This is a genomic window from Burkholderia sp. BE12, from assembly GCF_002959955.1.
In the GTDB taxonomy this organism is placed as follows: Bacteria; Pseudomonadota; Gammaproteobacteria; order Burkholderiales; family Burkholderiaceae; genus Burkholderia.
This window is the reverse complement of the sequence record NZ_PREY01000004.1, coordinates 202797-225341: the sequence shown is the minus strand read 5'-3', so window position 1 is coordinate 225341 and position 22545 is coordinate 202797. Positions and strand designations below refer to the sequence as shown.

General features: G+C 67.1%; 23 protein-coding genes. 11 read left to right on the top strand and 12 right to left on the bottom strand.

The annotated features are described in order from the left end of the window. Positions 1–38: 38 nt before the first annotated feature. Together C4B30_RS06365 and kdgT are read right to left on the bottom strand one after the other, a co-directional pair. Complete coding sequence (locus tag C4B30_RS06365; protein ID WP_105132089.1) at positions 39–500, bottom strand: nuclear transport factor 2 family protein; 462 nt, start codon at positions 498–500, stop codon at positions 39–41. 49 nt (positions 501–549) lie between these two features. Continuing rightward, positions 550–1572: a 2-keto-3-deoxygluconate transporter gene (gene kdgT / locus C4B30_RS06360; protein ID WP_089500987.1), complete on the bottom strand. Its 1023-nt coding sequence runs from the start codon at positions 1570–1572 to the stop codon at positions 550–552. A gap of 281 nt (positions 1573–1853) precedes the next feature. On the opposite strand from kdgT, the gene kduI reads away from it, so the two are divergent. The 4 genes from kduI (at position 1854) to C4B30_RS06340 (ending at position 4878) form a co-directional block, all read left to right on the top strand. Further along, entirely contained in the window at positions 1854–2690 is an 837-nt protein-coding gene (gene kduI / locus C4B30_RS06355) for a 5-dehydro-4-deoxy-D-glucuronate isomerase (protein WP_105132088.1), read from the top strand. A 4-nt stretch (positions 2691–2694) separates the two neighbouring features. Next, a complete protein-coding gene (gene kduD / locus C4B30_RS06350) occupies positions 2695–3501 on the top strand; it encodes a 2-dehydro-3-deoxy-D-gluconate 5-dehydrogenase KduD (RefSeq protein ID WP_105132087.1) in 807 nt (268 codons plus the stop codon). 59 nt (positions 3502–3560) lie between these two features. After that, a complete protein-coding gene (gene kdgR, locus C4B30_RS06345) occupies positions 3561–4442 on the top strand; it encodes a DNA-binding transcriptional regulator KdgR (RefSeq protein ID WP_105132086.1) in 882 nt (293 codons plus the stop codon). Between the two features lie 64 nt (positions 4443–4506). Then, positions 4507–4878, top strand: a complete 372-nt coding sequence (locus C4B30_RS06340) for an SH3 domain-containing protein (protein WP_027781925.1) — start codon at positions 4507–4509, stop codon at positions 4876–4878. A 17-nt stretch (positions 4879–4895) separates the two neighbouring features. Here C4B30_RS06340 and C4B30_RS06335 read toward each other — a convergent pair whose 3' ends face one another. After that, positions 4896–6503, bottom strand: coding sequence for an EAL domain-containing protein (locus C4B30_RS06335; RefSeq protein ID WP_105132155.1), 1608 nt, complete (start codon positions 6501–6503; stop codon positions 4896–4898). Positions 6504–6931: 428 nt separating this feature from the next. Between C4B30_RS06335 and C4B30_RS06330 the strand changes: the two genes are divergently transcribed. Continuing rightward, the gene (locus tag C4B30_RS06330; RefSeq protein WP_105132085.1) at positions 6932–7228 is read left to right on the top strand and encodes a hypothetical protein; all 297 of its coding nucleotides are present in this window, start codon (positions 6932–6934) and stop codon (positions 7226–7228) included. A 22-nt stretch (positions 7229–7250) separates the two neighbouring features. On the opposite strand, the gene C4B30_RS06325 is transcribed toward C4B30_RS06330, so the two are convergent. The 4 genes from C4B30_RS06325 to C4B30_RS06310 all read right to left on the bottom strand — a co-directional run bounded on the left by C4B30_RS06325 (position 7251) and on the right by C4B30_RS06310 (position 11595). Continuing rightward, positions 7251–7556 (bottom strand): hypothetical protein, encoded by a 306-nt coding sequence (locus tag C4B30_RS06325; protein ID WP_105132084.1) that lies wholly within the window; start codon positions 7554–7556, stop codon positions 7251–7253. A 106-nt stretch (positions 7557–7662) separates the two neighbouring features. Next, the gene (locus C4B30_RS06320; protein WP_105132083.1) at positions 7663–9294 is read right to left on the bottom strand and encodes a histidine-type phosphatase; all 1632 of its coding nucleotides are present in this window, start codon (positions 9292–9294) and stop codon (positions 7663–7665) included. A gap of 181 nt (positions 9295–9475) precedes the next feature. After that, positions 9476–9910 (bottom strand): phosphatase, encoded by a 435-nt coding sequence (locus C4B30_RS06315; protein WP_105132082.1) that lies wholly within the window; start codon positions 9908–9910, stop codon positions 9476–9478. Positions 9911–10236: 326 nt separating this feature from the next. Next, positions 10237–11595, bottom strand: a complete 1359-nt coding sequence (locus C4B30_RS06310; RefSeq protein WP_105132081.1) for an NAD(P)/FAD-dependent oxidoreductase — start codon at positions 11593–11595, stop codon at positions 10237–10239. 100 nt (positions 11596–11695) lie between these two features. Here C4B30_RS06310 and C4B30_RS06305 point away from each other — a divergent pair, with 100 nt between their 5' ends. Beyond that, positions 11696–12649: a LysR family transcriptional regulator gene (locus C4B30_RS06305; RefSeq protein ID WP_105132080.1), complete on the top strand. Its 954-nt coding sequence runs from the start codon at positions 11696–11698 to the stop codon at positions 12647–12649. Between the two features lie 20 nt (positions 12650–12669). Here C4B30_RS06305 and C4B30_RS06300 read toward each other — a convergent pair whose 3' ends face one another. Further along, a complete protein-coding gene (locus C4B30_RS06300) occupies positions 12670–12864 on the bottom strand; it encodes a hypothetical protein (protein ID WP_199779054.1) in 195 nt (64 codons plus the stop codon). A gap of 192 nt (positions 12865–13056) precedes the next feature. On the opposite strand from C4B30_RS06300, the gene C4B30_RS06295 reads away from it, so the two are divergent. Both C4B30_RS06295 and C4B30_RS06290 read left to right on the top strand, forming a co-directional pair. Beyond that, positions 13057–13974 carry an AraC family transcriptional regulator gene (locus tag C4B30_RS06295; protein WP_105132078.1) on the top strand — a complete coding sequence of 306 codons (918 nt, stop codon included), beginning with the start codon at positions 13057–13059 and terminating at the stop codon, positions 13972–13974. A gap of 133 nt (positions 13975–14107) precedes the next feature. After that, the gene (locus C4B30_RS06290; protein ID WP_105132077.1) at positions 14108–14995 is read left to right on the top strand and encodes an NmrA family NAD(P)-binding protein; all 888 of its coding nucleotides are present in this window, start codon (positions 14108–14110) and stop codon (positions 14993–14995) included. Between the two features lie 25 nt (positions 14996–15020). On the opposite strand, the gene C4B30_RS06285 is transcribed toward C4B30_RS06290, so the two are convergent. Continuing rightward, positions 15021–16223 carry a benzoate/H(+) symporter BenE family transporter gene (locus C4B30_RS06285; protein ID WP_105132076.1) on the bottom strand — a complete coding sequence of 401 codons (1203 nt, stop codon included), beginning with the start codon at positions 16221–16223 and terminating at the stop codon, positions 15021–15023. Positions 16224–16383: 160 nt separating this feature from the next. Next, a complete protein-coding gene (locus tag C4B30_RS06280; protein WP_105132075.1) occupies positions 16384–17409 on the bottom strand; it encodes a fatty acid desaturase in 1026 nt (341 codons plus the stop codon). A gap of 299 nt (positions 17410–17708) precedes the next feature. Between C4B30_RS06280 and C4B30_RS06270 the strand changes: the two genes are divergently transcribed. After that, positions 17709–18533 carry a phosphate/phosphite/phosphonate ABC transporter substrate-binding protein gene (locus C4B30_RS06270; RefSeq protein ID WP_105132074.1) on the top strand — a complete coding sequence of 275 codons (825 nt, stop codon included), beginning with the start codon at positions 17709–17711 and terminating at the stop codon, positions 18531–18533. Positions 18534–18557: 24 nt separating this feature from the next. On the opposite strand, the gene C4B30_RS06265 is transcribed toward C4B30_RS06270, so the two are convergent. Continuing rightward, positions 18558–19313 carry a GntR family transcriptional regulator gene (locus tag C4B30_RS06265; RefSeq protein WP_105132073.1) on the bottom strand — a complete coding sequence of 252 codons (756 nt, stop codon included), beginning with the start codon at positions 19311–19313 and terminating at the stop codon, positions 18558–18560. A 1-nt stretch (position 19314) separates the two neighbouring features. Next, the gene (locus C4B30_RS06260) at positions 19315–21003 is read right to left on the bottom strand and encodes a sigma-54-dependent Fis family transcriptional regulator (RefSeq protein ID WP_105132072.1); all 1689 of its coding nucleotides are present in this window, start codon (positions 21001–21003) and stop codon (positions 19315–19317) included. Between the two features lie 305 nt (positions 21004–21308). On the opposite strand from C4B30_RS06260, the gene C4B30_RS06255 reads away from it, so the two are divergent. Together C4B30_RS06255 and C4B30_RS06250 are read left to right on the top strand one after the other, a co-directional pair. Further along, positions 21309–21521 carry a phenol hydroxylase subunit gene (locus C4B30_RS06255; RefSeq protein WP_234015400.1) on the top strand — a complete coding sequence of 71 codons (213 nt, stop codon included), beginning with the start codon at positions 21309–21311 and terminating at the stop codon, positions 21519–21521. 16 nt (positions 21522–21537) lie between these two features. Beyond that, positions 21538–22533 (top strand): phenol hydroxylase, encoded by a 996-nt coding sequence (locus C4B30_RS06250; RefSeq protein WP_105132070.1) that lies wholly within the window; start codon positions 21538–21540, stop codon positions 22531–22533. The last annotated feature ends 12 nt before the right edge of the window (positions 22534–22545 follow it).

Sequence of the window (22545 nt, the reverse complement as noted above, 5' to 3'; positions counted from 1 at the left end):
AGTGCGACCGCGCTGCACGATGCCCCAGGATCGCGCCGTCACTCCTTCGGCAGTAAATATGCTTGCCGCGCGAACAGCCGCCATCCGTCCGGATGCCGCTTCCACACCTGCAGCACGCCGATATGCGCGGTGCTCGTCTTGCCATCCGGCAGGTTGTTGACGGAATCGAACGTATGGCGTACCCATGCGCTGTCGCCGTTCACCGTCACCGTCTGGCCCGACAGTGCGATCGACTGGAACGCGTGCGTGCCGTCGAGCGTCTTCAGGAATGCGGCGCGGTCCTGCAACTGGCCGGACGAGTGGCCGTAGGTGAGATCGTCCTCGATGAGCGTGCGCAGCGCGGCGCCGTTGCTGTCGAGCATCGCGACGCGCAGGCGCTCGACCGCATGCGCGACGCGCTCGGCATCGGCATCGGCGGCATGAGCGGTGGCGCTTCCGGCAAGCAGCACGGCAACGGCGAGGAAACGGGCGGCGGCGCCGAAGCGCTTGAGCAATGACATGGCGAACGGATTTCCTGTGACGGGAGTAGGGAACGACGTCAAAAGTGCATCACACATGCCCTTCGTGCTCGATCGGGCTTCCATGCGCGGGCCGCGCGGCCATCGACGGCAGCGACGTACCGCTTGCCCTCGCCGCCCGTTTCGCCCACATCGCCGTCAGAATCGGCACGAGAATCGCCGTCACGAGGCAAGCAGTCGCGACGATCGCGGTCGCCGCCGGCACCATCGGTTTGAACTTCGGAATCATCTCGCCGATGATGGCCGGGTTCGCGACCGCGGCGCCGGCCGTCGACGACGCGGCAAGCCCGGCCGTCCCGTTGCCGCCGCCCAGAAACTTGTCGGCCAGAATCAACGGCACGCCGGTCACGACGATCACCGCGAGCCCGAGCGCGATGCCCGGCAGCCCGCTCTTCGCGATCACGTTCAGATCGATGCCGTTACCAAGCGCGAACCCGAAGAACGGAATCAGCGGATGCACGCAGCGCCCGAACAGTTCGCGCAGCTCAACATCGAGGTTGCCGAGCGTGAAGCCGATCAGGAACGGCAGCACCGCGCCGACGAAGAGCCGCGTCTCGAACACCGCGACGCCGGCCGCGCCGAGAATCAGCATGCTGACGAGCGGCCCCGATTCGATCGACATCAGCACGAACGCGCCGGCCTCTTCCTTGCTGCCGTACTGCTGCATCACGGCCGCATACAGGCCGCCGTTGGTCATGTCCATCGACGTCGTGATCGCGAGCAACGACAGGCCCGCGAAGAGGCCCGTGCGGATGCCGTCGTCGGGGATGAACTGCGCGGCGATCACCGTCGCGAGCCACGCGACCACGATCTTCGTCGCGAGCAGCGTGCCCGATTTGCGCAGCACGACGCCCGTCGCGCGCAGGTTGATCGTCGCGCCCATGCAGAAGAACCAGACGGCGAGGATCGGCACCGTGCCGGCGATCAGGCCGTTGGTGAACGAGCCGAAGTACTTCCCGGCGTTCGGTGCGAACGTATGCACGCACGCGCCCAGCAGCATCGGGACCAGCATGAGCCCGCCCGGAATGCGGTCGATGGCCTGTTTCAGCTTCACGTCTCCTCCGTGGACGTCAATGCGTCCCGTTGTCGAATGATGTCTGCTGACTGACTATAGAACATGATTCGGAACGGCGGTCCGTTTTTTGTGAAATTCGACGGTAGTCGTATACCCGTAATACGCGACTGAATTGATACGAAAGGAATTTATCGCTCGCCATGGCCGGATCGAAAATACGGATCGACGTTCCGAATTCAAGAAATATGTGCTTCAATCTTCATCAGGGCGATCGGCGGCGACGGTGCCGGCGGCGTGTCCATTCCCGATGGAGAACCGGCATGGAAGTACGGCAGGGCATTCACAGCGAACACGCGAAGGCGCTCGACACGGCCGGCCTGCGTCGGCATTTCCTGGTGGAGAACGTGTTCGCGCCGGACGCGCTGTCGCTCACCTACAGCCATATCGACCGCATCATCGTCGGCGGCGCGTGGCCGGCCACGCGGCCGGTCGAGGTGCCGGCGTCGCTCGGCGCCGCGATGGGCGTGAGCCATCTGCTGGAGCGGCGCGAGCTCGGGGCGATCAACATCGGCGGGCCGGGGTGGGTCGAGGTCGACGGGCAGCGGCATGCGGTGGGCACGGAGGAGGCGATCTACGTCGGACGAGGCGGGCAGGGCGTCGTGTTCGGCAGCGACGATCGCGCACAGCCCGCGAAGTTCTACCTGAACTGCGCGCCCGCGCACGCGGCGTATCCGACCCGCACGATCACGCTCGCGCAGGCAGCGCCCGAAACGCTCGGCGATGCGGCCACGAGCAACCGCCGCACCATCTACAAGTTCATCGTGCCCGACGTATTGCCGACCTGTCAGCTGTCGATGGGGATGACGAAACTCGAGCCCGGCAGCCTGTGGAACACGATGCCGTGCCATACGCACGAGCGGCGAATGGAAGTGTATTTCTACTTCAACCTCGCCGCCGACGCAGCCGTGTTCCACATGCTCGGCGAGCCGCGTGAGACGCGTCACGTGGTGGTGCACAACGAGCAGGCCGTGATCTCGCCGAGCTGGTCGATTCATTCCGGCGTCGGCACGAAGGCGTACACGTTCATCTGGGGGATGGTCGGCGAGAACCAGGTGTTCAAGGACATGGACCATATCGCCGTCGCCGATCTGCGCTGACATCATGAAACGCGATACGCCCGATCTTCCCGCCGCCGATGCGCATGCCGTGCTCGCCGGCCTGTTCGACCTGACCGGCAAGGTCGCGATCGTCACCGGCTGCAACACGGGGCTGGGCGCGGCGATGGCCGTCGCGCTCGCATCGGCCGGGTGCGACATCGTCGGCGCGAACCGTTCGTCGTCCGATGCAACGTCGGCGCGCGTCGCCGCTGCGGGGCGGCGTTTCGTCGAGGTGCACGCGGATCTGTCGACGCTCGAGCCGGTCGAGCGGATCGTCGGCGGCGCGCTCGACGCGTTCGGCCACGTCGACATCCTCGTCAACAACGCGGGCATGATCCGCCGCTGCGATGCGCTCGAGTTCACCGAAGCCGACTGGGACGCCGTGATCGACGTGAACCTGAAGAGCGTATTTTTTCTGTCGCAGGCGGTCGCGCGGCAGATGGTGCGGCAGGGGCGCGGCGGCAAGATCGTGAACGTCGCATCGATGCTGTCGTTCCAGGGCGGCATTCGCGTGCCGTCGTACACGGCGTCGAAGAGCGGCGTGCTGGGCCTCACGCGGCTGCTCGCGAACGAATGGGCCGCGCGCGGGATCAACGTGAATGCGATCGCGCCCGGCTACATGGCGACCGACAACACCGCGCAGTTGCGCGAGGACAGCCGGCGCAGCGACGAAATCCTCGCCCGCATCCCGGCCGGCCGCTGGGGCGTGCCGGACGATCTCGCGGGCGCGGCGGTGTTCCTCGCGTCGCGCGCGTCGGACTACGTGCACGGTCACACGCTCGCCGTCGACGGCGGGTGGCTCGCGCGCTGAACGCCTCGCGCGATGAACGCGTTATGCTCTCCCGATTCGCATCTCACGGATTCACGGACATGACAGCAACGCCCAGGCAGCGCAAGCGCGATCAGGCGAACCAGGAAACCGAGGTGGATCTTTCGGCGGCAGGCGCCGTCGAGAAGCCCGATTCGGTTGCCGCCGTCGGCAAGGTCTTCACGATCCTCGCCGCGCTCGGCGAGCGCCGCGAGGTCGGCATCAGCGAACTGTCGCACCAGCTCGGCATGTCGAAGACGACGGTGCATCGCTTCCTGCAGACGCTCAAGGCGCTCGGCTATGTCGCGCAGGAAGGCGAGACCGATCGCTACCGGCTGACGATCCGGCTGTTCGAACTCGGCAGCAAGGCACTGGAGAGCGTGGATCTCGTGCGCGAGGCCGATCTCGAGATGCGCCGCATCGGGCAACTGACGCGCGAAGCCGTGCATCTCGGCGCGTTCGACGAGGACGCGATCATCTACATCCACAAGATCGACGCCGATTACGGGCTGCGCATGCAGTCGCGGATCGGGCGGCGCAATCCGCTGTACAGCACGGCGATCGGCAAGGTGCTGCTCGCATGGATGTCGCCCGCCGACGCGCGGGCGGTGCTGGCCGGCATCGAGTTCAGGAAGTCGACCGCGAAAACGCTCGCGTCGGCCGACGCGGTGATGAGCATCCTGCCGCACGTGCGGCGGCAGGGCTACGGCGAGGACAACGAGGAGCAGGAAGATGGCCTGCTGTGTCTCGCGGTGCCCGTGTTCGACCGTTTCGATCGCGTGATCGCGGGGCTGTCGCTGTCGTTTCCGACGATGCGGTGCGGCGCGGACACGAAAGCGCATTACGTCGCCTTGCTGAAGGAGGCCGGGCAGGCGATTTCCGTGCGGCTCGGGCATCATCCGGAAGCGGCCGGCGTCGAAGCGACGACGCTCGCGCAGGATTGAAAGCGTGGGGCCGCCCGCGAACCGGCAAACCGAAAAAATACGGCGTAAAGAACGGATCATGCAGATGAAAACGACGATGCGCATGGGCATCGCGATGCTGGTGCTCGGCGCGAGCCTGGGCGCGCACGTCGCGCACGCGAAAAGCACGGTGGATTGCAGCCGGCTCGACGCAGCCACGAGCGGCCCGGACGATAACTTCCGGCCGCCGGCGTTCGGCACGGTCATCGGCACGGGGCGCGCGTATTTCTACTCGGCGCCCGACGCGCAGTGCATGACGAAGCGGACCTTCATCGTCCCCGGCGATTCGGTGACCGTCTACAAATCGCACGGGCGCTGGTACAACGTCATGTACGTGAACGGCAAGACCGGCGACGACTTCGAAGGATGGGTCGAGCAGGGCCGCGTGCACCTGGGCGGTCAATACGGCGCGCAGTAGCCGCCGTCGGCGGCCCGCTACACCGTCGTCGCCCGTGCGAAATCCAGCTTCAGGTTCTCCGCACGCAGCGGCCGCTGGTACAGGTAGCCCTGCGCGTACTGGATTCCGACCGCATGCAGCGCGCGATGCTGCGCTTCCGTCTCCACGCCTTCCGCGATGATCTTCAGGCCGTAGTGATGCGCGACGGCCGAGATCCCCTCGATCAGCCTCGCGCTGCCATGGTCCAGTTGCGAGACGAACTGTCGATCGATCTTCACGTAGTCGAACGGAAAGCGCGACAGCATGTCGAGATTGCTGTGATGCGTGCCGAAATCGTCGATCGCGAACTTCGCGCCTTTCGACCGCAACGCCTGGAAGATCTCGGTGGTTCGCGCGTTCTTCTCGAGCAGGATGCGCTCGGTGACTTCGAGCACCAGCGTGAAGCCGGGCGGCAGCGCGCGGATCGCTTCCTCGACGACGGCCACGAACCGCCCGCGCTCGAGGTCCTGCGGCGCAACGTTCACGGCGATGCGCAGCGGCGCGGACGGCGTCAGCGCAGCCAGCTCGGACACGGCGGTGCGCAGCACGAATTCGGTGACCTTCGGCAGCACGGTGCTCGATTCCACCTGCGGGATGAACACGGCCGGGCTGATGGCCCCCCACTTCGGATGGTGCCAGCGCAGCAGCGCTTCGACGCCGACCGTCCTGCGCGTCTGCACGTCGACGATGGGCTGGTACACGACATGGAATTCGTTGCGCCTGAGCGCGTGGCGCACGGCCTTCAGCAACAGCCGCCGCGGCGCCATCGCGAGCAGGTAGGCGGCGATCACGAGGCTATCGGCCAGCAGCACGATCGTCGCGCAGATCAGCCGGTAGTGGCGCTGGACCTGTGACGCGTAGCGCGCGGATGCGATGACCGACACTGTGAACGGCCAGTGCCGCGAAGCAATCGTGCTGCCGCCCGCGGGGCCTGCGTCCGTTTCCGGCGCGAACTTCCCGTGCTGATCGAGACGGCCCGAACCCGCGATCGACAGCATGGCCGTTTCCGCTTCATTGCCGGTGCCGCGGGCGAGCGCGTCGGCCACGTAGTCGCCTTCGATCAGGTACAGGACGCCCGCGCCGCGCGCGGTGGCGCGGAACGCGGACAGCACCGGAATGCCGTGCTGGAACGGCGTCTGGCGCAGCAGCGTGACGATCATCGATCCCGGGTCGGGTTCGCGTGCATAGGTGGCGAGCGGCAGGTCGATCGAACCGAGCGCCGACGAGCACGTGACGCGCCCGTCGTTCACCAGCGCGACCGCGCGCAGGTAGCGCAGGCGAGTGCCCACTTCGGCCAGCGTCCGGAACACCGTCGCGCAGGGCCGCCCGACGAGGGCGGTCAGCTCGTCCGCGTGTCGAAGGCGAACGCCGTCCAGGATGCGGTCCACGGATGCCACGATGTCGTTCGCCACGACGCGCTCATGCGCGGTGACGGCATCGCGCGCGTAGCGGTCGGCCAGCACGATCGCGAAGGCAGGCACGAGCACGCAAATGATCACGGCGGCGAAAAAGACGACGCGCGGCCACGCACCGCGGCGGTGGAAAAGGGGTTTCGAGCCGGGCGTGAGCGCCCGCAGTCCTGCGGTTGCCTTTGGTGTTGTACGCATGGCGTGGCAAGTCGAACCGGTCGATGCGCAAACGGCGCGCACGCCGCATGCCTGATTCGGGCCGTGCGGCTCGCGCGCCGGTTTCGGGACGCCGGTCGATTCGGCCGTCGCGACGGGCGTCGGTGCGAGCCTGCCGCGATCGGCCATTTATCCCGGCAGCATTTCGCAATAACATGCCCGCATTCAGCATGTATATCGACGCAGCGTACCGAAAAAAGCCCCGGCCGCACAGCGTGTGCAGCCGGGACGAAAGACACCGTCTCTTGGCACGAGGATGGTGCGCGGCAAGTATAAGATGCGGCGGGATATTACGAAATATTGTCGTTTAAATATTGATGAGATTTGCCGATTGTGTCTCAAAAAGAAACATTTTCATGTGGTGGCGGCGTGGGCAATCTGCTGTCGGCGCGTGAAATCGGAGCGTTGCGATGGAAGAAAATGCATCGATCGCGGTCATCGTGACGGATGGCGCCGCCGCCGCGGACGGCGGTTCGCTGTGGATCCGGATTTCGGTGGACGGAGCGGCCCGCGACTATTCGCTCGATCGTGCGCTCGCGTCGCGCGGTACGCCGCGTTACGACAGCATTCGTGGCGCGCACGGCGTGTTGTCGAGCGAAGAACGACGGGAATTGCGGGTGCTGCTGGAGCGCATCGCCGATCCCGCGATGTGGGCCGGCATCGTCGGCACGTTCATACAGGTGCTGAAGCGCGCCGGCGAGTCGTGAACGAGGCGGTGCCGGCGGTGAGTCAGAAATCGTTGCGCATCTTGTGGAGCAGGCCGCTGGGCGATTGGTGCGTGTCCACGGCGGTGAGGACGTCGGTCAGGAACCAGGGCAGGTTCAGTTGCGTGTCGGAATCGCCGACGCAGACGCGGATCGGCGGCGCGCTGGAGGGGGAACGGGCGCCTGACGAGGCATCTCGCGACGGCACGCAATTCTTTCCGTACATATGAGCCGGAGCCGCCGGGACGGCACCGGATGGCCCACCGGCGACAGCCGGCACGCTGATGGCAGCAAACAGGGTCAGGACAGCGGCAAGCGCGACGCGTTTCATAAAGATTCTCCGGCGATGCTCGTTCGACCGGCCGAGCCGCCGCGAGTTCGTCGGCGTGAGATGCCGGCAGCCCGAACGGCTATCGGCTGCGCCGCCGCGCATCACGTTACTGATACCCGTAACACTGCTTCAGCCCCGCGTAGTCGTAGAAGTGGCTGCCCGGCGCGATCTTCGCGCCGTCGCACGCGGCCTGGAAATCCGTCTCGCGCTCGTTGTACAGCATCTTCACGATGAGCCGCGACCCGTTGCGATAGACGTCCCACTGCATGTTCGCGGCCATCGGCGACACCTGGTCGCCGCGCCACGGGTTGTTCGCATACGTGTACGTCTGTGACTGCGGCGTCGGCACGAACACGTTCTTCAGATTCATGATCGACGCGAACGGAATCACGATCTCCGCATGCGTGAAGCGCAGCTTCGCGGCATGCGTCAGGTCGCCGCGCGCGATCGCGTCGACTTCGCCGAAGAAGTCGTCCTGCAGCACCTTCGCCATCCGGTACGTCACCGGGTTCGCTTCCTGGATGCCGGGCCCCTTCTGGTAGTAGTCCTCGGCATCCTGCAGATACGCGAGATACTGCGCCTGCTCGGCGCCGATGTACTTCTCCATCGTGACGCCGCCGGTTTCCGTGGTCATTGCGGGCGCAACCTGCAGCAGGTTGTACAGCACGTTCACCGCGTCGACGGCGGTCGCGATCTTCGTCTTGCCGTCGCCCTTCAGCGTATTGGTGAACTTGCCGTCCGTCGACGTGAACGCATAGGTGCCGGTGTTCGCGAACGTGTAGCCGTCGGTGCCGAGCTTCGCGATGAAGGCCGGCGACACGAGCGCGGACAGCACCGTTTGCGCGACGTCGGCCGCCTGCGGCGCGGCCTTGATCGCCTTCAGCTTCGCGGCCACCGTCGCGTCGTTCGCATAGGCCTGGTACGTCTGGCTCGCCTGATAGGTCGCGTAGTACGGATCGCTCGTGTCGGTCACGAGATCGGTGGCCGGCTTCAGCGAGTGGAAATACAGCAGGAAGCGGTTGGTGCCGGCCGGCTGCGCGACCGGTGCGCTCGCCGGATAGCCGGCCGGCGCGGCCGGCAGCGTGACGGCCGGCGCCACTGCCGGCTGCGCGGCGACGAGCGCCGCCGAGAAATACGTCGAACTGTCGACCGCGCGATCCTGGCCCGAGTTGACGACGACCACCTGCCGGTTGCCCGCGGCGAACAGCGCGGGCAACCGCTGCGCGAGACGCGCGGCAAGTTGCTGATGCTCGCGGATGCCGGTTTGAGTCAGGTTGCCGTACCCGGGTGTCGAGATGCCCTGCACGCCGTAGCCGAGCAGCGCATTGGCCTTCATCATCGCGTACGTGTCGGCCTTGAGCTGCGCCCCGAGCGCGGTCAGCGCGCCGTCGGCCTCGGCCTTGACCAGCATCGCGTGGATCGCGCCGTCGTACTTGAAGCCCGACAGCCCGCGCGAGCCGTGACGTGCGACGAGTTCGGTATAGACCGGCGCGTAGCCGGCCGGCGGCGCTTCGTACGTCGCGGCGTCCTGCTGCGGGCGGTACGGCGTCTTCGTCTGGTAGTAGGTCGCGGGTGCCGGGGGCGGCGCGGGCTGAGGTTGAGGCTGGGGCTGCGGTGCGGGCGCCGAGCCGTTGTTGTCGGCCGACGCGGCGGGCGGCGTCGAGTCATCCCCGCCGCAAGCGGCGAGCAACAGGCAGGCAATCGTGAGGGCGGCGGCGGTGCGGGTCGGGCGTGTCATCGTGGCGGGCAACGGACGGGGCGATGCGCATGCGCGTCGCCCCGCCTCAGGGGAATGTGGTCGAGCCCCGAAGTGTTGCAAGCGACTTTGACAGCAGAATGTCAGGATGCGGTCGGGCAATCGTCGGATTGCCGCCGGATCGACGACGATGGCCGGCTCAGGCCGGCCCGTGTGCGGGCGTTCAGTGCAGCCCGGCCGATGCGATCGAGCGCACCGTATCGGTGATGTTCACACAGCGCGACAGCCCGAAATGCTCGGCTTCGAGGCGTTCCGGTTCGCTGCTCGCGATCCCGACCGCGCGCTCCCGCGGCACGCCGAGCGCCTGCAGCGCGACATCGAACGGATGCTGATTCGATCGGGAGTCCTGTTGATCGGTGTCCGTGACGACGACCGAGAAGCGGTCGAGGTTCGCGCGGCCGAACTGGCCTTCGAACATGTCGTTGAGCCGCGCGGCCGGCAGCGTCGTGACGAGACCGAGCCGATATCCTTCTTCCGATGCCTGGTCCAGCCACTGGATGATCGCGTCGCGTTGATGGCGCGATTCGCGCGAATCCGGCGTTGCTTCGATCTGCGCGAATGCTGCGTCGAGACGGGTGACGATGGCTTCGATGACCACGGTGATTCCTTTTCAGAAACGTGATGATCCGTTCGCCGACGGGAATGCCACACACCTTAGCGTCGATCCGGAAAACGCAACCAATTAATATTTATAGTCGACTCATACGTTCCGACTAATGAATGGGTGGCCAAGCCAGAGCGGGCGCGGGATGCGTGTCGCACGGCTTTTCCCGCATGAATCGCATCGTATCGATGGCCTTCGATGGGATGCACCGGCATGGCGCACGTTCCGGATGCATCGTGCATTTGCATATAGAAAAACGGCATATCGGGCGATGCTCGCCCGATATGCCGCGCTGCGATCTTGCGTGCGACCAGGTGAGATCAATGCAGCTTGATCGACGGCTGGTTGCGGCTTTGCAGCCAATGGCTCAGCGACTGGAACAGCGCGCGCTTCATGCCGACCACGCTGAACAGGTGCTTGCGATACAGGAACTTGTACAGCCCGATCGCCGCCAGCCCGTCGACGATCAGCGAGCGTGAGCGCACGCCGATATCCGCCTGATACACGGCGCCCGCATGCCCGAGCGACACGACGGTGCCCGCATCGCGGAACGTGAAGCCGGGCACCGACTTGCCGGCGACGCGGCGTGCGAACGCGTTGACCAGATACACGGCCTGCTGATACGCGACCTGCGCACGCGGCGGCAGGAACCCGCTTGCGCCGGTCGACGGGCATGCAGCGCAGTCGCCGAACGCATACACGTGCGGATCGTCGGGTGTCTGCAGCGTGTCGGTCACGATCACCTGGTTCGACCGGTTGAGCGCGATCTCGCCGATGTCCCGCAGCATCGCGGGGCCCGCGACGCCGGCCGCCCAGATCGTGATGTCGCTCGCGAGCCGTTCGCCGGTCGCGGTCGTCACGGCATCCGCGCCGACTTCCGCCACGCGCGTATCGGTCAGCACGTCGACGTTCAGCGCGCGAAGCCGCGCGTGCATCTTGCCGGACAGCCGTGCGTCGAGCGCCGGCAGGATGCGCGGGCCGCCTTCGATCAGCCGGATGTGCACGTCGCGCGCGGACACCAGCGCCTTGAAGCGGTACGTCGTCAGTTGCTGGACCGCATGCCGCAGCGCGGCGGCCAGCTCGACGCCCGTCGCGCCCGCGCCGATCACGTTGATGCAGATGGGCGCGCCGCGCTGCGCGGGCTGCTGCTCGGCCAGGTGATTCGCCTTCGTGCAGGCAGCAAGGAACTTGCGGCGGAAATCCTCGGCCTGGTCGAGGTTTTCGAGCGGCAGCGCATGACGCTCGGCGCCCGGCACGTTGAAGAAGTTCGTCACGCTGCCGACCGCCAGCACGAGATCGTCATAGTCGAGCGTGCGCTGCGGCAGGATTTCCGTGCCGTCCGCATCCTGCACGGCCGCGATCGTCGCCGTGCGTGCTGTGCGATCGACCCGCTGCAGCGCGCCCTGCACGAAGCGGAAGCCGTGGCGCTTCGCCTGCGCCGCGTATTCGATCGTGTGGGAAGCCGGGTCCCGATGGCCCGATGCGGCTTCGTGCAGCAGCGGCTTCCAGAAGTGCGTCGGATAGCGGTCGACGAGCACGACGTCGGCCTGGCCGCGGCGTCTGACCGTATCGCCGAGACGCGTCGCGAGCTGCAGGCCGCCGGCGCCGCCGCCGACGATCACGATGCGCGGCAGGCGCGGTGCGCGGTCCGTTGCAAGGTTGGGCGTGGTGTTGTCCATGTTGGGCTCCCGCTGAATGACGATTCGGATGACATTGCTCATGAACCGACGATATAGTTTGGAACCCACTCGAACAATTTAATGTTTATAAGCGACTCATATGTATTCACTTATAGGAAAGACCGCGACGTTCCGGCAGTTGAAGGCGCTGGACATGATTGCGCGGCTCGGCAGCGTGTCGCGCGCGGCCGAGGAACTGAACCTGACGCAGCCGGCCGTGTCGCTGCAGGTTCGGCTGCTCGAGGAGGCCGTGGGCGCCGCGTTGTTGCAGCGAGTGGGGCGCGGCGTGCAGCTGACCGCGGCCGGCGAGATCGTGGCGCGCTACGCGCGAGAGATCCTGCATCTGTGGAGCGAGGCCGGCGACGAAGTGGCCGCGCTGACGGGCGATCTCGGCGGCACGCTGCGGATCGGTGCGATCACGACGGCCGAATATTTGATTCCGCCGCTGCTCGTCAAATTCACCGCGACGCGTCCGCACGTGAAGACGTATTTCAAGGTCGGTAATCGCGACGACATCATCCGCATGCTCGCGACGCATGAAATCGATCTCGCGGTGATGGGCAGTGCGCCGAAGGAGCTGCGTACGCACGCGGTCGAGTTCGCGAAGCACCCGATGGTGTTCGTCGCGGCGCCCGGCCATCCGCTGATGCAGCGCAAGCGCGTCGCGCTGAAGGATCTCGAATCCGCGCACCTGCTCGTGCGCGAACGCGGCGCGGGCACGCGCTCGACCGTCGAGAGCCTGTTCAAGAACGCGGGCCATCGCTTTCATGTGGGCTCCGAACTGTCGAGCAACGAGGCGATCAAGCAGATGGCCGAAGCGGGGCTCGGCGTCGCGTTCCTGTCGTTGCACGCGTGTGCGCTCGAACTGCGCACGGGGCTGCTCGGGCAACTGCCGTTCCCCGGCAACCCGATCGAGCGCGAATGGTATGTGGTGACGGTCGCCGACCGGCGCATCTCGCAGGTGACCGGGCTGTTTCGCGACTTCCTGATCAAGCAGGGCGCGCCGGTGATCGACGGCGCGACGGTCGCGCCGCACGAGCGGCGGCGCAAGTAGGCGGGGTGTCGAACGGCCGGTCAGCCGAGCCCGAAATCGTCGTTGCTGTCGGGAATCGACGCGAGCAGCCGTTCGAGCCGGTACCAGCCGACGATGCGCAGGCACCACGCGGCGATGGCGGTGCGGCCGCGGCGGCCGTGGGGGCCGGATGAAGCGCGGGCGGCGTGGGGCGAGCGCGCGATGAACGCCGCGCGTTGAGGGCAGTAATGGGGCATGACGGGTTCCGTAGGTGTCGGATGAGCCGATCGTAAGCGGCGCGGCGCCCGTCGGCGCGCACGCAAGGATCGTCCCGAGCAGAAACGGATGATCTTTTTTTGCTTGATTCGGCGGCGGTTGCGCAGGGCCGGCACGCCGGCCCGAAACGCGTCACAATGCGCATTCGGCACCTGATCTGGCGGAGACCATCAATGAGCGACCCGATTCTTGCCGCGCCGACGGACAACGGCGTCCCGGTCAGCCTGCGCTCCAGCCGCGGGCTCGGCTGGCACGGCTTCGGCGCGTCGCTGCTGGAGATCCGCGCGGGCACGTACCGGATTCCGGCAGCCGAGCATCACCGGATCGGCGTGCATGTCGGCGCGCCGGTCCGGGCGGATTGTGTCTGCGACGGCGAGCGCACGTCGCGTATCCAGGCGCACGGCGACGCCGACGTGATTCCGGCCGGCCTGCCCGGCCAGTGGACCGACAGCGCCGACTGCCGGATCCTGCACATCGCGCTCAGCGACACCTTCGTGCGGCACACGGTCGAGCAGCTCGAACTGAAGCCGTCGCACGCGCAGATCCGCCGGCGGCTGCAGGTGCGCGACCCGCGGCTGCAGCACATCGCATGGGCGATGGCCGCCGAACTCGAAGCGGAAGACGCATCGGATCCGCTCTATGCGGAAAGCCTGTGCACGGCGCTCGTCGCGCGGCTGGTCGACGGCCAGCCGGCGTTTCGCGAACGCCGGCGCACGCTGGCGCCGAAGGCGGCGGCGCGCGTGATCGACTATGTCGAAGCGAATCTCGACCGGCGCATGACACTGGCCGAGCTCGCGGCGCTCGTGTCGATCAGCGTGCCGCATTTCAAGGTCCTGTTCCGCGAAACGCTCGGGATGCCCGTGCACCAGTACGTCGTGCGGCGCCGGGTGGAGCGCGCGAAGGCGCTGCTGCTCGAAGGCCGGCTCAGCATCAGCCAGATCGCGCTGGAAGCCGGGTTCGCGCATCAGAGTCACATGGCGAACTGGATGAACCGCGTGCTCGGCGCGACGCCGACGGAGATTGCGCGGTCGGGCGCGCGGGGCGGGTTGCGGCTGGCTTATGACGGCGAGGATGGCGGCAGCGACGCATAACGAAACAGCGGTGCACGGGCCGCACCCGCACTCGCATCCCATCATCCTTTCCTGCTCGATTCATCCCTCCGTGCGCGCCACTCGGGCCGCGCATGTCGACAATCACAGCACTTTCATCCCTCAGGAGCAGATCGTGTTCGTGATCTTCGGAGCATCCGGCAACGTCGGCCTGTCGACCGTGACGGCCTTGCGCAACGCAGGCCATTCCGTGCGCGCGGTGCTGCGCGACGCACGCCATCGTGAACGGTTCGCGCAGCTCGGCTGCGATGTCGCGATCGCGGACCTGACGGACGCGAACGCGATCGCCGCGGCGATCGACGGCGCGCAGGCCGTGCAGATCCTGTGCCCGGTGCCGGTCGCCGATCCCGATCCGGCCGCGACGATGGCGCGGACCATCGATGTCGCGACCGCCGCGCTCGCGGCGAATCCGCCGCCCGCGCTGCTGGCTTTGTCGGACTACGGCGCGGAGCTGGAAGGCAATACGGGTATCACGCGTCTGTTCCATGATTTCGAGGAACGACTGAAGACGGTTCCGACGCAGCTGACGCTGCTGCGCTCGGCCGAGCATCTGCAGAACTGGGCGCGCGTGCTGCCGGTCGCGCTCGGCGCCGGCGTGCTGCCGAGCTTCCACCATCCGGTCGGCAAGGTATTTCCGACGGTCTGGGCGCCCGATGTGGGCGTCGTCGCGGCGCGGCTGCTGCTCGATGCGCCGGAAGGCGGTAGCGGGCCGCGCATCGTCAGCGTCGAAGGGCCGCGGCGGGTGAGCGTGACGGCGATCGCGGAGATGCTGGGCACGGCGGCCGGTCGTGCGATCGTCGCGCACGAGCTGCCGCGCGACACGTGGAGCGCGACGCTGCTGCGGGCCGGGCTCAGCGAACGCCATGCCCAGCTGATCGTCGATCTGTACGACGTGCACAACGCGGGGCGGATCGACGTCGAGGCCGACGTGTCGGAGCGGGCCTACGGTACGACGACGCCGGAGGAGGCGCTCGCGCAACTGGTGCGCCGGCATGCGCGCTGAGTGAAGCGGCGGTGCGCGGCGCGTATCACGCAGGCCGCTGCACCTTGTTCAGCACCGCATACGCCACCGACCCGATCACGATCCCCCAGAACGCGGACCCGAGCCCGAGCCACGTCATCCCCGACGCGGTTGCGAGGAACGTGATCACCGACGCTTCGCGGTGGTTCTCGTCCTCGAAGATGCCGTGCACGTTTGCGCTGATCGCACCGATCAGCGCGAGCCCCGCGAGGATCGCGACGAACGCCTTCGGCAGCGCGAAGAACAATGTGACGATCGTCCCCGCGAAAAGCCCGCCGATCAGATAGATCGCGCCGTTCGCGAGCCCGGCGACATACCGCCGGTCCGGATCCTCGTGCGCGTCCTTGCCGGTGCAGAGCGCCGCGGTAATCGCCGCGACGACGATCGTGATCCCGCCGAAGCACGCGACGGCCAGCGACATCACGCTGGTCGCGGTAATGATCGGGCGCGCCGGCGTGTGATAGTCGGACACGCGCAAGATCGTCATCCCCGGCAGGAACTGGCCGGTGAGGCTGACGACGACGAGCGGCAGCGCCAGGCTGAGCGTCGTGCCGAGCGTCCATTCGGGGGCGATGAAGATCGGCCGCGCGAGGCTCGGCGACACGTTGCCGAGATGCGTCATCCCGAGCAGCGTCGCGAGCGCGGCGCCCGTCAGCAGCACGAGCACGATGCTGTAGCGCGGCAGCAGACGCTTGAAGATCACGTAGGCCGCGATCATCCCGAACGCGAGCGCGGGCTGCTCCGACGCGGCGGAGAACGCATGCATGCCGAACGGCAGCAGGATGCCGGCCATCATTCCGCAGGCGATGCCGCGCGGGATGTGGCGCACCAGTCGGTCGAAATAGCCGCTCACGCCGATTGCCAGGATGATCAGCGCGGCCGTGATGTACGCGCCGACGGCCTGATTGAGCGTCAGTTGCGGAAACAGGCCGACGAGCAGCGCGGTGCCGGGCGCCGACCACGCGGTGACGACCGGTACCTTCAGCTTCCAGCTCGCGAACAGGCCCGATACGCCCGCGCCGATCGAGATCGCCCAGACCCACGACGACACCATCTCGTTGGACGCATGCGCGGCCTGCGACGCCTGGAAGAAGATCGCGAGCGGGCCTGCATAGGAAATCAGGACCGCGAGAAAGCCTGCGGTGATCGCGGAAACGGACCAGTCGTTGCCGATCGTGCGGATCGCGCCGGGTGGGGTGTTCGGTTGCATCGTCGTCGGGGAGTGCGGCGCGCGGCCGGGCGGCGGAGCCGGGGCGAATGATTGTTGGAAGCCCTGGATGAGCCGCCATTCTGGGCATTGCCGACGCAATTGGCAATTCGCGGGCGACGATCGGTGTTGTCGGTATTTTGTAAGAATTTGCTGGGCGACGTTACGTGCTGATCTGCAACACTTTGTCGACCACCGCCACTTTCACGCCGCTGCCGGTCGACAGCGATGCCGTGCCCTCGTCGAACGGATGCACAGGAGGATCGGTCGGCGTCCACGCATGGCGCGCGAGCAGCTCGCGATACCCGCCGCGGATCACGAAGCCGCCGCATTTGTGCGCATACGCGTCGCGCCGCATCCGGTACGCGCGCGGCAGGTCGTACCACGGCAGCTTCGGCAGGTCGTGATGGACGAGGTGATAGTTGTTGTTCAGGTACAGCAGCCGCATCGCGAAGCCGGCTTCGTTGATCGTGATGCGCGCCTTCGGATGCGGCGCGGCGCGATGCTCGTACAGCGAACGGATCATCGCGAGCGACAGCGCGGGCCATGTGACCGCCAGCAGGTAATACCACCACGGCACGCCGATCGCCCATTGCAGCCACGCGAGCAGCGCGGCCACGCACGCGGCATGCGTCGCCCACATCGGCAGATAGCGGAAGTCGCCGCGCCGGAACGCGGCGAACGCATCGCCGAACGTCGCGGCGATGGCGAGCGGCGGCCCGACGACGATTCGTCCGAGGAAAGTCTTGCGCGCGACCGTCAGCGCTCGGCGCCAGCGTGGCAGCCGCGCCCAGCGTTCGCGCGTCACGTAGTTCGTTTCGGGATCGATGCCCGGCACGGTCAGGTCTTCGTCGCGATGATGGTCGAGGTGCGTGTCGCGATACAGCGTGTACGGATACCAGACCGTCAGCGGCGGATAGCCGAGCAGCTTGTTCACGAACGCGGAACGCGTCGGATGGCCGTGCAGCAGTTCGTGCTGCAACGACAGGTGCCACGCGCCGAGCAGGATCAGCGGCGGCGTCGCGGCGGCGAGCGACAGGTGCCCGTCGCGCACGCGCAGCAGCACGGCGAGCCAGCCGCCGTAGATGACGACGACCAGCAGCCAGGTCGGCCACTCGGTGCGGGCGATGAAGCGGGCGTCGAGCGCGGCGATCGCGCGCGCGTGGTCGACGTCGAAGTATTCGGCCATGGTGCTGAAGCGGGATGGAACGGGCAGTGCAAAGAGCGGGCAATCGAGTCGGTGCGCTGGCCCGGATGTCCGGTCGTCGCGCGGATCGCGGTCGGCCGGCCACGCATGGCGCACGGCGGCGATGCGGGGCCGGCATCGGGACGTTACCGGGAGGGCGCGGCACGGCCAACCAATCGATTCGCATTTGCTTATCGTCGCGCGGCCGATAAGCATTCGGGTCGTCCTCGCCCGTTCCGCACCCGTTTGGGCGTGCTCGAACCGGGTTCCGCCGCGCCGACGCCGATGCGTAGAATGCGGGCATGAACTCATGGATCGCAGTCTTGCCGATGTACAACGTGACGCCGCGCCACGCCACTCTGTGGCGCGCGCTGCTGCGTGACGCGCTTGACATGTTCGCGAACGCGGGCGGGCCTGTCGGCGTCGCGCTGCCCGACGCGCCGTTCGACGATCTGCATGCGCTGTGGCGGCGCAACGATCTGCTGTTGTCGCAGACCTGCGGCTACCCGTACCGGATGCTGGGCCTGCGTGATGCCGTGCGATTGATCGCAACCCCGGTTTTCGACGCGGACGGTTGCGACGGTGCGCACTACAGCAGCGTGCTGGTCGTATCGGCGCGCGTGCATGCGGGCGGCGCGACGACGCTCGCCGCATGCCGCGGGTTGCGGGGCGCCTTCAACGGCGAGGATTCGCATAGCGGAATGAACGCGTTCCGGCACGCGGTTGCGCCGCATGCGCACGACGGGCGATTCTTCGAATCGGTCATGCCGTTCGGCTCGCACCTGAACGTGTTGCGGGCGCTGGCATCAGACGAAGCCGATTGCGCGGCGATCGATTGCGTGACGTTCGCGTATGTGCGCGACGCGTTGCCTGAATTGCTGAAGGACATCCGGATCATCGATATGACGGCATCCGCGCCGGGATTGCCGTTCATCGCATCGCGGGCGCTGGCGGACACGCAGGTCGGCGCGTTGCAGGATGCGCTCGATCGCGCGGTCGCCGCCGATGCGCAGCGGGCGCGCGTGCTGAGACTGAAGGGATTCGACCGGCTGTCGCCGGCCGACTACGACACGATTGCGCGGTTCGAGCGGGAAGCCGTTGCGCACGGCTATCCCGAACTCGCCTGAGCGCCACGAGCGCGCCGTTTTTCGCTAGAACGGCAGCGTGCCGGGCGGCGCGTTGCGCACCACGGCGAGCGTCGTGCCGATATGGTCTTCTAGCGCGAGCGCGGCGCGTGCATCGGCGCGCCGCATCGCGGCTTCGAACAGGCACGTGTGTTCCGCATGCACGTCGCGCTTCGAATCGCCGAGCCCGATGCACACGCGCCGGTAACGTTCGCTCTGCTGCGACAGCATGCGCAGGATCAGATAGGTCCACGGCGTCGCGGCGGCCGAGATCAGCGCTTCGTGAAAGCGCCGGTTGCACGCTTCCCACGCGGTCCGGTGCGCGATCGATACGGGCTGCTCCCATGCCGACAGCATCTCGAAGCTCTGGCGCACGCGCTGCGCCCATGCGTCGTCGCCGCGTCGCACGGATTCGCGCAGCGCATCGACCTCGATGTGAATGCGCAACCGCGTGATGGCTTCCAGGTCGTCGACCGACATCGGCGTCACGCGAAAGCCGCGCTGCCCTTCGGCCACGACCAGCGCGTCGCTGACGAGCCGCGTGAGCGCTTCGCGCAGCGTGCCCGCACCGACACCGTACACGTTCTTCAGATGCTCGACGCGAAGCTTCGCGCCCGGCGGGTAGTGCCCTTCGATAATGTGCTGACGGAGCTGGTGATACGCATGCTCGCTGAGCGTGCGCGCGTGCGGTTCGACCGCGTCGTCGGCGGCGGGCTCGAGCGCGCCCGATGCGTCGTCGGGCAGCGCGTCGTCGACCGGATGGGTGGGCAGGATGGTGTTCATGTCACGCGTCCTCCTGATCCTGTTTGCGGTTGAGGCGATAACTGAGCTGCGCGCGCGTCAGGCCGAGCAGGCGCGCGGCGGCCGACAGGTTGCCGTTCGCGCGGTCGACGGCCTCGTGCAGCAGCGCGCGCTCGAGGCCGTCGAGCCCGCCGCCGCCCTGCAACTGGTCGAGGATCGTCGCGCAGTCGATCGACAGGGCGGCGGCCGGCCGAATCTGCCCGGCACGGTCGACCGTCGCGCCGCCGGGCAGCCCGACACCGGGGAACAGGTCCTTCGCGTCGACCGGGCGGTTGGGGCGCGACAGGATCACCGCGCGCTCGATCAGGTTCTCGAGCTCGCGCACGTTGCCGGGCCACCGGTAGCCGCGCAGCGCGTCGTACGCATAGTCGGTCAGCGTGGGTGTCGGCTTGCCGTGCAGCGACGCGAAGCGCTCCAGCATCGCATCGGCGAGCAGCGCGATGTCGTCCTGCCGGTCGCGCAGCGGCGGAATCAGCACGGGGTAGACATTGATCCGGTAGAAGAGGTCGGCGCGAAAGGTGCCGTCGCGCACGGCCTGTTCGAGGTCGCGGTTGGTCGCCGCGACGACGCGGACATCCACCTTCCTGCCATCGGTCGCGCCGAGCCGCTCGACCTCGCCTTCCTGAAGCACCCGCAGCAGCTTGGCCTGCACGTCGAGCGGCAATTCGCCGATCTCGTCCAGGAACAGCGTGCCGCCGTCCGCGCGCTCGAAGCGCCCGGCACGCGCGGCCTGCGAGCCCGTGAATGCGCCTTTCTCCGCGCCGAACAGCTCCGATTCGATCAGCGCATGCGGAATGGCCGCGCAGTTGATCGCGACGAACGGCTTCGTGGCGCGCGGGCTGAGGCTGTGCAGCGCACGGGCGAAGCGCTCCTTGCCCACACCCGTCTCTCCCGTGAGCAGCACGGCCACCTTGGTCGGCGCCGCCGTTTCGAGGAGCGCATAGGCGCTGCGAAACGCGTCGGAGCGCCCGACGAGCCGGGTCCGGCCATCGTCGGGCGCGATCTCGAGGCGTAGCGATTCGACCTCGGTCTGCAGGTCGCGGAGCGTCTTGATCAGCGAGTCGGCCTTGAACCACGACGAGATTTCCTCGGCGTCGGGCCATTCCTCGGCCGGCTTGCCGACGATCGTGCAGTGCGCGTCGTGCATGCCGACGCAGCCGGTTTCCTTGAACAGGATCGTCCGGCCGATGAAGGCGCTCGTATAACCGGTCGCATAGCCGATCAGCATCCAGCACACGGGCTCGGGCTGCGGCCCGAACGTGCGGCGGTGCACGTCGGCTTCCCATGAGTGTTCCCAGCGGTACTCGCAATAGAACGCGCCCGTCGCGGGGTCGGCTTCGAAGCGCAACGGCGTGACCTGCACGGCGCCTTCGAGCATGTGCAGCTGAGGGCCGACGTGGAACATGTCGAACAGCGAGGCGCCGCTGCGGATCTCGCGAGCGAGCGCGGCATCGCGTTCGCCGGCGGCGAAGCCGACGCGCGTGAAGAAACGCCGCGTCTGCGCCGGCCCGACGCTTTCCATCAGTTCCTGGCGCAGCGTCGCCAGCGCGCCGGCATGCAGCAGCACCATCCGCTGCCCGGCAAGCCAGATGCGGCCGTCGCTCGCCGAAAAATGGATCAGCTTGCGCAGGTCGGTGTCCGGTGGCAAGGGGGGCAGGTTGGGCCGCGTCATGTCTCCTCCGTCGAGATTTCTCGTGATTTTAGAAATTTCCGCAACCGGCGCCGCAGGGCGGACAACGGTTTGATCATTTCATCAAATGCGTGCGATCGGGTTGATCAAATGGTGAAGAGGGCCGCCGAATATGGAGTTTTGCTTGATCGGCCGGGCACGGTTTCCGTTCTGGTTAACCGCCATTGTGGATCGCGAATTCGAACTTCGCGTCAGGGCTTTCCCTGAATTATCGAGATTTTTTGCCTGGCCGGTCGCGGGTGGCATGGATGCTGCATTGAGGTACGGGCATGGAGGCGACACCGATCATGACTCAACCCGATACCGATCTTCCCCTGCTCGACCCGGCCCGCAAGTGCGTCCGCGTGACCGGCACGAACGTTCGCGGCTTCGTCGAATTCGAATTTTCGATCGGCGGTGCGCCGGACCTGTTCGTCGAACTGGCGTTGTCTCCTGCCGCCTTCGACGCGTTCTGCCGCGAGCAGCACGTCACGCGGCTGGACGTCGAAGCGAACCCATGACCTTGAGGAGCAAGAAGTGACCATCGAGCTGAAGACAGTCGACATCAAGCCGCTCCGGCACACCTTTGCGCACGTTGCGCAGAACATCGGCGGCGACAAGACGGCGACGCGCTACCAGGAAGGCATGATGGGCGCGCAGCCCCAGGCGAACTTCCATTACCGCCCGACGTGGGACCCCGATTACGAGATCTTCGATGCGTCGCGTTCGGCGATCCGGATGGCGAACTGGTACGCATTGAAGGACCCGCGCCAGTTCTACTACGCATCGTGGGCGACGGCGCGGGCGCGCCAGCAGGACACGATGGAAGCGAACTTCGAGTTCGTCGAATCGCGCCGGATGATCGGCCTGATGCGCGACGACGTCGCCGCGCATGCGCTCGACGTGCTGGTGCCGCTGCGCCATGCGGCGTGGGGCGCGAACATGAACAACGCGCAGGTCTGCGCGCTCGGCTACGGCACCGCGTTCACCGCGCCCGCGATGTTTCATGCGATGGACAACCTCGGTGTTGCCCAGTACCTCACGCGCCTTGCGCTCGCGATGGCCGAGCCCGACGTGCTCGATACGGGCAAGGCCGCGTGGACGACCGGCGCCGCATGGCAGCCGCTGCGCCGCTATGTCGAGGACACACTGGTCGTCGCCGATCCGGTCGAGCTGTTCGTCGCGCAGAACCTCGCGCTCGACGGGCTGCTCTATCCGCTCGTCTACGACCGCTTCGTCGACGAACGGATCGCGCTCGATGGCGGCTCGGCCATCGCGATGCTGACGGCGTTCATGCCCGAATGGCATGCCGAATCGAACCGCTGGATCGACGCGGTGGTGAAGACGATGGCGGCCGAATCCGACGACAACCGCGCGCTGCTCGCGCGCTGGACGCGCGACTGGTCCGTGCGGGCCGACGCGGCGCTCGCGCCGGTGGCGGAGCTTGCGCTGCGCGACGCCGGCCGAGCGGCGCTCGAGGAGGTGCGCGAACAGTTCCAGGCACGGGTCGCCAAGCTCGGCATTGCGCTCTGACGACGGGCCTCC